At 27.0% G+C, this 12,976-nt stretch carries 9 protein-coding genes and 1 other RNA gene; all 10 read right to left on the bottom strand.

Going from position 1 to position 12,976, the window contains the following annotated elements; all coding sequences use genetic code 4:
• Positions 1 to 29: 29 nt before the first annotated feature.
• A complete protein-coding gene (rpsF, locus tag MAU_RS00155; protein WP_004423067.1) occupies positions 30 to 455 on the bottom strand; it encodes a 30S ribosomal protein S6 in 426 nt (141 codons plus the stop codon).
• Between the two features lie 182 nt (positions 456 to 637).
• Positions 638 to 1,339, bottom strand: coding sequence for a ribonuclease HIII (locus MAU_RS00160; protein ID WP_004423070.1), 702 nt, complete (start codon positions 1,337 to 1,339; stop codon positions 638 to 640).
• Positions 1,339 to 2,295 carry a Cof-type HAD-IIB family hydrolase gene (locus tag MAU_RS00165; protein ID WP_004423072.1) on the bottom strand — a complete coding sequence of 319 codons (957 nt, stop codon included), beginning with the start codon at positions 2,293 to 2,295 and terminating at the stop codon, positions 1,339 to 1,341. Before MAU_RS00165 ends, MAU_RS00160 begins: the two co-directional genes overlap by 1 nt.
• A gap of 110 nt (positions 2,296 to 2,405) precedes the next feature.
• Positions 2,406 to 3,032: a uracil phosphoribosyltransferase gene (upp, locus tag MAU_RS00170; RefSeq protein ID WP_004423074.1), complete on the bottom strand. Its 627-nt coding sequence runs from the start codon at positions 3,030 to 3,032 to the stop codon at positions 2,406 to 2,408.
• Between the two features lie 63 nt (positions 3,033 to 3,095).
• Positions 3,096 to 3,758 carry a deoxyribose-phosphate aldolase gene (gene deoC, locus MAU_RS00175; protein ID WP_004423076.1) on the bottom strand — a complete coding sequence of 221 codons (663 nt, stop codon included), beginning with the start codon at positions 3,756 to 3,758 and terminating at the stop codon, positions 3,096 to 3,098.
• 38 nt (positions 3,759 to 3,796) lie between these two features.
• Complete coding sequence (locus MAU_RS00180) at positions 3,797 to 5,092, bottom strand: thymidine phosphorylase (protein ID WP_004423078.1); 1,296 nt, start codon at positions 5,090 to 5,092, stop codon at positions 3,797 to 3,799.
• Positions 5,092 to 5,811 (bottom strand): purine-nucleoside phosphorylase, encoded by a 720-nt coding sequence (gene deoD, locus MAU_RS00185; RefSeq protein ID WP_004423081.1) that lies wholly within the window; start codon positions 5,809 to 5,811, stop codon positions 5,092 to 5,094. Before deoD ends, MAU_RS00180 begins: the two co-directional genes overlap by 1 nt.
• Before the next feature lie 177 nt (positions 5,812 to 5,988).
• Complete coding sequence (locus MAU_RS00190; RefSeq protein WP_004423083.1) at positions 5,989 to 6,735, bottom strand: DNA-processing protein DprA; 747 nt, start codon at positions 6,733 to 6,735, stop codon at positions 5,989 to 5,991.
• 215 nt (positions 6,736 to 6,950) lie between these two features.
• Positions 6,951 to 7,272: RNase P RNA component class B (gene rnpB / locus MAU_RS03475), an RNA gene on the bottom strand.
• A 65-nt stretch (positions 7,273 to 7,337) separates the two neighbouring features.
• On the bottom strand, positions 7,338 to 12,968 hold the full coding sequence (locus MAU_RS00195; RefSeq protein WP_004423085.1) for an SGNH/GDSL hydrolase family protein: 5,631 nt from the start codon (positions 12,966 to 12,968) through the stop codon (positions 7,338 to 7,340).
• Between the last annotated feature and the right edge of the window lie 8 nt (positions 12,969 to 12,976).

A 12,976-nucleotide genomic window follows, 5' to 3' on the forward strand; every position in this document is an offset into this window, starting at 1 on the left:
ATCTCCTTATTAGATTTCAAAAACTAAACTTATTCTTCAGTGGATTCTTTTTTAAGTGCTGGTTGTTCTTGTTTCTTTTCTTCTGTTGTTTGTGTTGATTGTCTGTTGTCTTGTCTTTCAAAAGTTCTTTTATTATCAAAATTTCTTCTTACAAATCTTTTTTGTCTTTTTGGTCTTAGACCTTTTTCTGAATCTAGGTTAATTACTAAACTTCTTAAAATTGATTTATCAATATTAAATTTTCTAGTTAATTCTTTAATTAGTTCAGGATTTGTTCTTGTGTGTACAAGGAAATAAGTTGCGTGTGTTAATTTTTTAATTGGATATGCTAATTCAGTTCTCTCTAATCGTTCGAATTTTGTGCTTTTTTCGTCTAGAACTGAAAATAACAATTCCTTCACACTTTCTTCTTTAGATGTAGGGTTAACTAAAATCATAATTTCGTATTTTGACATTATAGTTTTTTCTCCTTTTGGACTTTTGGACCATTTTTTGGCCAAGGAGTCTCACCCTTTTTTTTGTTAAACTTAATAGTTTTTAGACTATATTAACTTAATAATTATATATATTTAACTCTTATATTTAGATATTTTATTACTTTATAATTATCAAATTTCAAACGCTTTTTTTAAATTTATTATTCTTTTAATTTTTCTAGAATTTTCTTAGTTGTTTTGAAAGATATTTTTGCAACATTATATAGTTTTTGCTCACCAAAATCTTTAATGAATTTTGCCCCTAAATCAATGGTCGCATTGCTTGCTCCTAATATAAAAGGGAAACCATTATATTCTTTAGTTTGCTGTTGCATTTTTTGTAGCAAAATATATCTAGCCATCATGGAAGCACAAGCGACATTTAAATATTTTTCTTCAGCTTTTGTTTCTAAAACTAAAGAAAAATTATCTAATTTTAAGCTGCTATTAATTAGATTTTTTTCTTTTAGTGTAACAAGATGCTTTTCTAAATTTGGCTTGGATGCATATTGGTCAATTACAACAATTAAATTCTTTTTTAGGCTTTTTTGTAATCTTAAAATTGAATTAAAATGAATTAATGTTTTTAGGGCATTGTTATTAATTTTTAGTTTTGTTAAGTCATTATAACCTTTTTGACTTAGTGTTGTATCTTTAAAAATAGCTAAATTATTTTGCTTGATAATTTCAATTAATTCAATGATTTTTTTGTCGCTTAATTTCTTGCTATCTTTAATGCCTAATTCTTTTAGTTTTTTTATATTTTCTTTGGGAATAAAACAAGCTACTGAAACAACTGGACTAAAATAATCGCCAACGCCGCTTTCGTCAACACCAATGTATTCTAATTCAAAATCATTCATTATTTTTCTTCTTTACTATAAAAGTTATCAGCACTAACTGTTTTTAGATTTTTATTTGCTTTTGCTCTTTTTTCTTTAGCTAGATTTATATATTTATCTGGGTTATTTAGAAACTCATCAATGAAATATCCAACAGCACCTTCTTTGTTTGTTTGCTTCATAACTACAGTTGAAATGTTCTTAATTGCTTGTTCAGCATTAGCTGGAGCTACTCCGACATTTCCAATATCATACATGCTTAAATCATTGTATGAATCGCCCATAACGATTGTATCATCAATATCGATATTATAGTATCTCATCATTAATGAAATAACTTTCCCTTTGTCAACACCAATGGAAGTAATATCAAATACAGGACTTAAGCCTTCACCTTTGGATCAAGATGAAAATTCACCTAAATCTCCGTATCTTCTTTTTAGATATGTTAATAAATCTAAAACGTTTGTAGTTGGTTGGCAATCAAAAACAATTCCAGTTGGTTTTAAAGGTAGCTTTTCAAGATTAATTGATTCTTTAAACTTGGTTGCTTGATTGAAACCAAAAACTCTTTCAAGATGCGGATCACGATGCATTAATTGCACTCAGTCAGGCCCTTCAATTGCATAGTTAGAAATTTCATTTTTAACTTTTGGATCACCTAGAATATATAGCACTTCGTTTAAATCCAGATATGTAATTGTTGGAATAAAAAATGGATCAGCAGGATTATGAATATGCGCACCATTGTAATTTCCAACAATTGCATTTAAACCTAATTTTTCATAAACAGGCATAGTTGATCTTCATGGTCTACCTGTAATAATTGAAACAATATGTCCTTCTTTAACTGCTCTTTTAATTGCTTCTTCAGTTTTTGGATGCACTGTTCCAGCACCTGAATCAGCTAAAAGGGTACCATCTAAATCAAGCGCAAATAAGAATCTTCTTTGAGTTGAGACTTTATTAAAAGCCATTCCTTTTTCCTTTCAATAGTATTTTTTAATTTATCCTATGTTTTTTTAGTTGGTAACTATTTTTTAGTTAACCAATTAAACGACAAAAAGAGACATGCAGTCTCTTTATGTTACTTTTTAGTTCCAAAAATACGGTCTCCAGCATCTCCTAAACCTGGAACAATGTAATCATTTTCATTTAACTCTTTATCTTTTGTTGCTAAGTAAATATCAACATCAGGAAATTCGCTACTAATTTTATTAATGCCTCTATCCACACCTAAAAGACATAATAATTTAATATTTAAAAATCCGTCATTTTTTAGTTTTTTTATTGTATGAAAGGCTGAGCCACCAGTTGCCAACATAGGGTCGACAACAATAATATAACTATCTTTTGAAACTTCAGGAATTTTATAAAAGTATTCAAATACTTGTTTTGTTTCCTCATCACGATACATGCCAATATGCCCTACGCGAGCTTGGGGAATTAAATTTAAAATTCCATTAACCATGCCAAGTCCTGCTCTTAAAATTGGGATAATGACAATTTCTTTATCTAACTGTTGCCCTTCAAAAAAATGCCCAATTGGAGTTTCTACTACTAATGGTTTAGTTTTGTAATCTCTTAACATTTCATAAACCATTAGTGAAGTAATTTCGTCTAAATTCTGCCTGAATTCATTGTTGCTAGTATTTTTATCTCTTAATTTTGTTAACTTAGCATCAATAAGGGGATGTGAAAATATTTTTACCATAATTTTGTTACTACTTTTTTTTTTTTTTAGTGCGTGTGTTTATTTTTTTAGATTACTTGAATTTTAGTAATTTGAACTATTATCAACTTTGCCTTCCATAATCACAACTGATTTAGAAGTCCCAAGTCTATTTGCACCTAGCTCAACCATTTTTAAAGCATCTTCTTTAGATTTAATACCACCTGATGCTTTTATTAATAGATCATCTTTGGCAATTGATTTCATAATTTCAATGTCTTCAAAAGATGCACCACGGAATGAAAATCCTGTTGAAGTTTTAATAAAATCAGCACCTGATTGTAAAACTAATTCAGTTGCTTTGGCAATTTCTTCTTTTGTTAGAAGTGCTGTTTCAATAATAACTTTTAGAACTTTATTGCCACAAACTTCTTTAATTGCTTTAATTTCGTTTAAAACATATTCATATTGTTTATCTTTGAAACGGCCAACATTCATTACCATATCAATTTCATCAGCACCGTGTTCTAAGGCAATCTTAGTTTCAAATACTTTAACACTTGTAACATTGTATCCTAGTGGAAAACCAATTACTGTACAAATTAAAATATTTGAATCCTTTAATTGTTCCTTAGCATATTTTACATAAGAAGGAGCAATACATACTGATTTAAAATCATATTTAAGTGCTTCTTCAATGATTTTGTCAATATCTTTTGTTGTTCCTGCTTGACCTAAAAATGTATGGTCAATCATTTTATTTAACATTTTTTTGCCTCTTTTTTTATTTCCATTTTTTTATTTTTCTAACTTAGTTTAGCTAAAACTTCTTTGATTTCAAATGGGTTTTTACTAAATTGAATTACGCTTAATAAATCTTTTGCAAGACCAATATTGATTTCTTTGGATGAGTATAAAGTAAATAGCACGTCGCCTTTTTTAACATAATCATTTGAGGTTTTATTCAAATAAATTCCAGCTTCAAAGTCGATACTATCTTCTTTTTTACTTCGACCAGCTCCTAGTTTCATTGCAACTAAACCAAATTCAATTGCTGAATCAATTTTTAAATATCCTTCGTTATCTGAAATAACTTCATATTTGTATTTAGGATTAAATCAATTTTCTTTGTAAACTAAATCAATATCACCATCTTGCGCTTTAATTCATTCATTGAACTTTGTGATTGCTTTTTTATTGTCAATCACTTCTTTAATCATCGCTCTTGCTTCTTGTTCATTTTTTGCTTTATTTGCTAAAAGAAGTAAAGTAGAACCTGATGAATAAATTATTTCCATGAAATCTTTAGGTCCTTTGCCATTCAATGAATCAATGGCTTCAAGAATCTCAATTTTGTTACCAATTGCTCTACCAAGTGGTTTTTCCATATTAGTAATTTCAACAGCAATATTTTTATTTAGTTGTTTACCAATTTGAATCATTAGTTTCCCAAGTTCTTTAGCTTGATCTAAGTTTTTCATGAATGCACCATTGCCACATTTAACATCTAGCAAAATGCTAGTTGAACCAGTTGCTAATTTCTTAGACATAATTGATGCTGCAATTAAAGGAATTGAATCCACAGTGCCAGTGACGTCTCTTAGTGCATATATTTTTTTATCTGCAGGAACTAATTTTTCATTTTGCCCAACAATTGCCATGTTGTGTTTTTCAACAACATTCTTAAATTCAGCATCAGATAGTGAAATTCTAAATCCAGCTATTGATTCTAGTTTGTCAAGAGTTCCTCCAGTGTGCCCTAACCCTCTACCTGACATTTTTGCAATTGTTAAACCTAATGAAGCTAGTATTGGACATAAAACAATACTTACTTTATCCCCTACTCCACCGGTGGAGTGTTTATCAGCAATGACACTATTTAAATAAGATCAATCAATTGTGTCTCCAGAATTAATCATTGCATTTGTTAAGTAAGATGTTTCAACTTCATTCATTGAGTTTAATTTGATTGCCATCAAAAGTGCAGAAGCTTGGTAATCTGGAATATTTCCATTTACATAGTTTTCAACAAAAAACTCAATTTCTTCTTTGCTTAATTCTTGCTTACTTGCTTTTTTGTTTATGATATCAATTATTCTCATTATTGGAAGTCCTTAGCTAAGGATAAAGCTAATTTCATCATTTCATTGAATGAATTTTGTCTTTCTTCACTTGTTGTTGATTCATGTGTCACAATGTTATCTGAAATAGTTAATAATGTTGAAGCTTTCTTACCTAGTTTTTCAGCAACTGTAAATAAACCATATGCTTCCATGTCAACACAAACTGCACCACCTGAAATATCAACTCTATCTTGTGCTGTTTGGTAAGTGTAGAATGCATCTTCTGTAATAATTCTTTCTAGATGCACATTCATATTTAATTCTTTAGCATTTTTTAGAATTAAGTCATTTAGTTCTTTATCTGGATATACAACATTTGTAGTTGGTGAGTCTTTTAAAACTGTATCTCTAAATGTAGTTGATTGGCTATATGTGGAGTTAGCTAAAACTATTTCGTAGTTTTTTAAATCAGCTTTTAGCGAACCGGCGGATCCAATTCTAACGATTGCTTCTACCCCATATTCAGCAAATAATTCGTGTGAATAAATACCCATTGAAGGAACTCCCATTCCAGATGCACAAACTGAAATCTTATTTCCTTGGTAGTATCCTGTATACATAAACATATTTCTTACATTGGAAACTAATTCAGCATTTTCTAAATAAGTATCAGCAATATATTTTGCCCGAAGTGGATCTCCTGGCATTAAAACTAATTTTGCAAATGCATTATCTTTTGCATTTATATGTGGTGTCATTTTAATTTCCTCTTTTCCAAAATTAACTTAAAAATTTTTTTAAATTATTTATATTTTTTATAAATTCCATTAATATTTATCATTTAAATTATATTATTAATTTATTTTATAAAGATACTTTATATCTATTGGTCTAAATGTTGCTTAATTCAATAGATTTTTAAGTTAAATTATCTCTTAGAAAATTTCTGAAGTTTCTGTGATTAATTCAGCTCCTTGGTTAATCAAATCAACATTGCCATCCTTTTTATCATGGTCATTAAATAAAAGACACTGTATATTTTTTCCTTGGTCTAAAAATTCATTGATTAATGAATTATATCTTTGGTCAATTGATGATAATAAAACTAGACTACTACATAAACCTGCACTAATTCGATTTCTTGAAATAAATGAGTTTTTTGTTGGATGAATATCATTAGGAAATTCGGATAAAAATAAGCAGTTAGGATTTTCAAATTTGCCTAAATTTAGATTTTTTATTGCTCAATCAATTCCACAGGGTAACAATATTATTGTTTTGAAATTATTTCTAAAAAGAGTGTTTAGAATTGATTGTTCTAACCCAGGTCAAATTAAATTCAGAAATGTAACATTTTCTTTTTTACTTTTTAATTTGGATACATAGTTATTTATAGATTGCGTTTCATAAGCACCTGTTAAATAGATGCATTTGTTTGTTTTATTAAGAATTGATATATTGCCTTTATAATACAAAACAAATGGCGGCTGTGTGGTGTGCATTAGCTGTTTTGGATATAAATCATCAAGAATTGTTATATATTCAATTTGATGTTTTTTAAAATCTTGCATTCTAAGATTAAAATCATTTTCATCAATCATTTCTTTTTTTAATATAGCTTGGTAAATTTCTTTTCATTCGCCTTTATACTTAAGTGAAAAATATAATAAAATTTCATTCATTTTGTTTGCTCCTTTGATTTCTTAATGCTAATATGCTTTTTTAGAAATTTCTATCAAATGAAGAAAAAATAGCGAAAAAAGAAAGAATAAAAAAAGGCCTTTTTAATAAGACCTTTTTTGCACTATAAACCGCTTTTTGTACTGTGAATTAATTTAGAAATAATAAAGAACATCAATCATTGAACAACATTATGTAAAGGAGTTAAAAAATGGATAACAATCGATTATTTTCTAAAAGAATTATTACAAAATTAATTACACAGCGCCAACTATTTATCTAAGCTATTTTAAAAATAACTTCCTTGCTTTAGTTTGTTTCCCTTAGCAAAGGTTCCCCTACCAAAATTTGGGTTTCTAACTCATGGAGTTTACACCGTTGCACCTTAATTTAATAAGCTCGTCTCTGTTGCACTAGTCGTCAACTTCTAAAAAGAAGGTTGCCTAGGTTTATTAGACCTAGCATGATCACTACTTGCATCACAGCAAGTGCTAGAGCGGATTTTCCTCTACAATTACTTGCAGCAGTTGGCCATGCAAATAAAATTTTACATTAAAAAACTACAAGTAAGCATTTTACTTGTAGTCATTTTTTTCTGCAAAAACTAATTTATTTCTTTAGGATAAAAGTCATCAACATTTAAAGTATTTAACCCTGACCATTTAGATTCTGATTTTTTGCTGTTCAATTTCATGAATTTACCATATCCACCTTCTTTTAGTGTTAGGAGGATATATTCTTTTTTAGATATTCTTTTTGACTTTTCCTTTTCATCTACAGAATATTTAAATTTAAAGTCCTTTAAATGTTGTTCTTTTTCTTTTTCGTTATATCCAGAACTTGTAATAATATAGGTTATTGATTCAGGACCATAGTCATCTTCAGTAAAGTAAACATATTTTTTACCAAATCCTAAAAAACCACTAGTTTCATCTTTCAGATAATTAGTAAATTGGCGACGCTCATTTAAATCTTTAAAATATCCTGCCATTCCATAAAATTTATTACCTACTCCAGGAATTCATTTAAGGTTAGTTCCTTCTTGTAATTCTCACAATAAAGCTCTAGTTCCAGAATATAGATTTACCTTACTTCAATTATCACGATCTTTTGTTTCAGTTTCACGTCCAAACATTTCAAAGACAAGAAAATCAATTGCTACCTTCAAACGATAAACAGCTTTTCATTCATTTGTTTGCGACTTTTCTTTGAAATCTTTTTTGTCTTTAGTTTTTTTCGAATATTCACCATAAATTATTTTAAAAATATCATCGGCAAATTTCAATGCATCCAATGATGGAGTCATATTATGTGGATCATTACTATCGCTTGAATTAGACCCTCTATTAAATGAAAAAATTCCACTAATTGCATTTCCAACTGCATCATTTAATGTTTTCATATTTGTTCTCTTTGAAACATCAGGATTCATATTTATATTTCTAAGTGTTTTGTATAATAAGGAATTAGTAAAGTCACTTTTACCAAATAATAAGTTAACTAGTTTAACTAAGTTTTCTCCATTAATAGGTTTATCTTCCCCTACTAATTCACCTAATATATTTAAGTCTGATAGACTAAATCCAGATTTAATTTTATCTATTGCATCTATTATTCATTTGAATGGTTCTTTTATTTCAAATTTCTTGCTGTAATCAGTTAAGTGTTGTGTAGTTCTTTTTACAATCTTAGTTTTTAAATAATTATTATTAGCTAGATTTTCTAATATTTTTTTCAATAGTTCAGACAAGAATTTTTTGTCTTGTTCGTTTGTATCCTTTAAACCTAGAAAATCAATTAAGCTACTTGCAATATTTTCCATCAATTTATCGTCACTAGATAAGTTCTTAATCAGATTTGGAATATCTCCATTGATTTTATTTGAAACTCTTTCTAATACTTTGTTTAGTATCTCTGAAGATTTATTTTCTTTAATTTCCTTCTTGGATAAGAAATCATCAATAACATTTTTAATTAAATCTTTAAAGTATTGATTATCTAAAAATGCTTCTATTATTGGAACTAATTTATTTGATGATAATAAATCACTTTTAATATTCTTAATTGCCTTAGATAATTCTTCTTTAATTATCTTTGATATAGTTTCAACAGTAGCTTCTCTTATATCTTTATAACCCCCATCAGCCAAAGCACCATTCAAACCTTTTAATGAATTAATAATTAGTTGTTCAAGGCTGTCAAATAGTTTCTTCATTTCTTCGCCTTCACCATTTGAAGAATCGCCACGACCAGGATTGCCAGAAGGACTACTTGAATTTCCATTACTTGGTTTTAAAGCAGCTATTAGCTTAGGTATGTTAGTTGATAAATAATAATATAGAGAAGTTAATTCTTTTGTGAATTGTTCTTTAGAAATTGACTTATCAAATACTGCTTCAGCAGCTTTCTTAAAGAATTCTTCGTTTAGTGTCTCTTTATAATCAAACATCTTTAGTGTTGATAGAACACTATCTTTTATTTTGTTAGAATCAAATCCCTTGTCAAAAATTCCATTGTTTAATAATGAACCAAATATCTTAATAATTAAGTCTGAAAGTCCATCGCTTTTATTCAAATTACTAATTGATCTTGATAAGAATTCTGCAATGTCGTTAACTTGATCATTTATTGAAGTAAAGTTAAATTTCTTACCTACAACTTCTAAAGCAAACTTAATTAATTCTTTTAAGTATTTTTGATCCCCAATTAATTCACTTAAAATGGTTTTAAGTTTTTCATCAAACAAATTCTTATTTGTCTTTAAAAGCTTCGAAATTCATTTACCTATTGAATCTAAATCTTTTAGATTTTCAGTTCCATTCTTATTGTCAAAAAGCGAATTAATTAACTGTGTAATTAATTCTTTAAACTTAATTTCGTCACTTAAAAGAAGTTTTTGCAACTTTTGCTTAGTTTGTTTTGCAAGCTCTTTAACGTTAGAATCCTCTTTCAAAATTAAGTTACTAATATTATCAATTTGGGAACTAATAAAGTTTTTGAAGTTTGGACTATCAATAAGTTTTCCTATTAATTTCCCAACTTCTTTTTTAACTGTATCTTTATTTTGGTCATTAACTTTTGATAATACTAATTGCAGTAATTTAACAATTGCACTATCTTTAGCTTCTTTATTTTCACCAACAATTAAACCAAGTAACTCTTCAATATTATTTTTTTCAAATAACGAACTAGTTAATCTTGAAAGATCATTCTTAAATGCGACTCCTAGTTGACCTAGGTCTTTAATTTCTTTTTTATTTATTTCTTTAACTAAATTAATAAAGTTAGATTTTAGTGTTGTAAAAATCTTTGATTTAGGGAACTTTCCAAAGAATTTATTGATTGCAGGTAGAATAGTTTTTTTATCTTTTTCATCAATTTCAATCTTAAAATTCTTTTTTAAATAAAGAGTAATAAAATCAACAAAGAATTTGTAGTTTTCTTGTTTTTTTCCTAGTTGATTACTTACTTCTTCAACTATTTTAAAGATACCATTTTCCTCAGCATTTTCTAATACTGATAACAAGAATTTAATTGGATTTTCTTTCCTATATTTTTGATTTTCATCAAAAACAATGTTATTGATTGTTTCTTTGATTTTATCAACAACTTCTTTACTTAAAGCTGATTCGTAAAGCCCTTTATATCATGATTTAACTAAGTCTTCAATTGATTTGTAGTTGGAATTTAATTCCAATAATTCTTTTTCTAAACCATTAGCCTTAATTAGATTGCTTAAAGGCATAATAATGGCAAAGTTAGTAAATTTTTCTAAGATTAATTTTGCAAGATTATTATTTAGTCCATCATCAATTACAACTGAAATAAATTTCTTGATATTTTCTTTACCTTCTTGAGTTAAGTCAGCATTATTTTTTTTATCTGAAATATTCTTAATAAAATCAAGAAGAGGGTCTTTGTTATTTATAAAATCAGAAATTTTATCTGGTTCCAAAAATCTTTCTATATCAATTAATGAAGCAGTTAGATGCACCATTCCACTAACATATTTATCTTTGTTAAAGGAAGTTAATTTATCTGGAAGAAAACTAATTAATTTAAAGAATAATTTGTTTCCTTGATTAATTCCTTGTTTGTTATTAAGTGCTAAATTAATAAGGAATTTTTTTGTAATTTCTTGTTTTGGATTTTCATTATTTAGCACAATACTTTCAATAAGAAGTTTAAAAATTCCATAAGATCATTCATTTTTATCTTTTAATTTATTTAAATCAACTGCACTTAATAAAGACTTAATGAAATATTTAACATCAGCGACCTTTTCTTGATGCTTAATTTTATAAAGTCCATCTAAACTAGCAGTTATTTCATCAACTACTTTATTAAATAAATTTTCATTTTTTCTTATTGAGTCTAGCACAAAAGCATACAAATTAATTTGACTTTCTTCTATATCTTTTAAAAGCGCTTTTACAAATGAAGAAAAATCATTTTCTTTAAAATACTTAGCTCTTTTACTTTTATCTAAAAGATTTAAAGAAATTTCATTGATAATTTTTGCGAGTTCTTTATTAATTAAATTCTTATCAATCTTATTAAAGAAAATTTCTTTTAGAGGACCTATAAATAATTTATTAGTTAAAGCATTGCCAAATAAAGATTCAATGATTTTTGGTAAATTTGTTTTTAGAAAATCAAACATTTGCTTATTTTCTAAAAACTTATCATTAAAAATATCTTTCAATAAATTAAAAATGATTGTTTTATCTTCTAAAACAAGGGCAGTTTGGTTTCTTATTTGCTCTAAGGTTGTGTTATGGTGTGATTGTTTTTCAATTAAAGATAAAATCTTAGTATTAGAAGTTTTTAAAAGCAACATGAAGGTAGAAGATTCTAGAATTTGTTTAATTAGGTTTTTAAGTGAGACTAAATCTTTATTGTTTTTTAATAAATCATTAATTAAAGAATAAAAGTCTTTGTTACTAATTCCAATAGATGAAAATAAGCCCATTAAAAGCTTCTTTAATGAATTTTCATTTAAAGAATCTAAATTGATTGCAAATTCATCTAAAAGGAATTCTACTGAATTACTCTTTTTTTCTGAATCAATGATTTCTTTGTTTTGTTCAAGATTTTCAAAAGTATATGGAACATTATAAGCGCCATTACTTGAATCATTAATACCAAAAACAACTGCCTTAATTGTTTCAGGAATTTTGTTAAATAAAAGAGCTATTTTATGATCGGATTTTTCTTTGTTACTAAATAGTAAGTTATATTTATCTTTATCTATTGCCATTTTGGCAAAAATATCTTGACCTAATTTTTTATAAGCGTTTTTATTTGGATAAAAACTTAAGAAATCAGAGCCAAAATCTGAGATATTAGAAATAATTAAGTTTGGATTTTCAAATGAATAGAAATTAATTTCTTTTTCAGATGCAATTTTTTTAATAATAGCATTAAGTTTGTTTGTAGTTTCATTTAAAAACTTAGAAATTTCTTTATTTTGCTCAATTTTTTGTAGATGTAAAAAAGGAGTTAAATAACCTGTTAAATTAATATTAATGTTTGGATTAATTTGTTTAATTGCTTCAATTAGTTTTGGATAATTTGCAGCAATTTCATTTAATCTTTTTGTAATTTCAGCTTCTAAGTTTTTAAGTAGTGTATCTGAATTTTCAATTTGGTTGAAAATTAAGTTTAGTAGTTCTTCTTTTTTAAAAATATCATTAAAACCAAGAGAAATTGTTAAAAGATTAGCATCCTTTAAACTCTGAATTAAATTCTTTTTTTCTAACTTAGAATTAAAAGTTCCAAGTTTTTCATTGATTTTTTTAGTTTTTTCTAAGTGGGATGATTGCTTGTTTTCTTTTGTATCTAAAAGTAAAAGTCAATCATCAAGATTAGAAGCTACTAATCCATAGTTTTTATAGTCTTTTAAATTTGTATCTTTATCTTTTAGCATTGCAATGGCATTTGCTAAATAAGAAGCATAAGAAATTCCAGAAACTTGGTTTGTTTTAGGATCAAAATAGTTATTTATTTTTGAGTTATTTGTATTATTGTGTCCAATAGCATAATCATCACCAATTGCTAAATAACTAATGTTGCCCTTAAGTGGTCTTTGGATGTTATTTTTTATTTTAGCATCATCCTTTTTTTCATCTTTGTTTTCTTTTTTACATGAAGCTGAAACTAAAGGAAGGCTAAGTATTAAAGAAGTTGAAAGCAAAATCTTGCTTACTTTCTTAATCATCTTAGTTGCTTTCATAATAATGT

The sequence above is a fragment of the Metamycoplasma auris 15026 genome (genome assembly GCF_000367765.1).
Lineage (GTDB): Bacteria > Bacillota_I > Bacilli_A > Mycoplasmatales > Metamycoplasmataceae > Metamycoplasma > Metamycoplasma auris_A.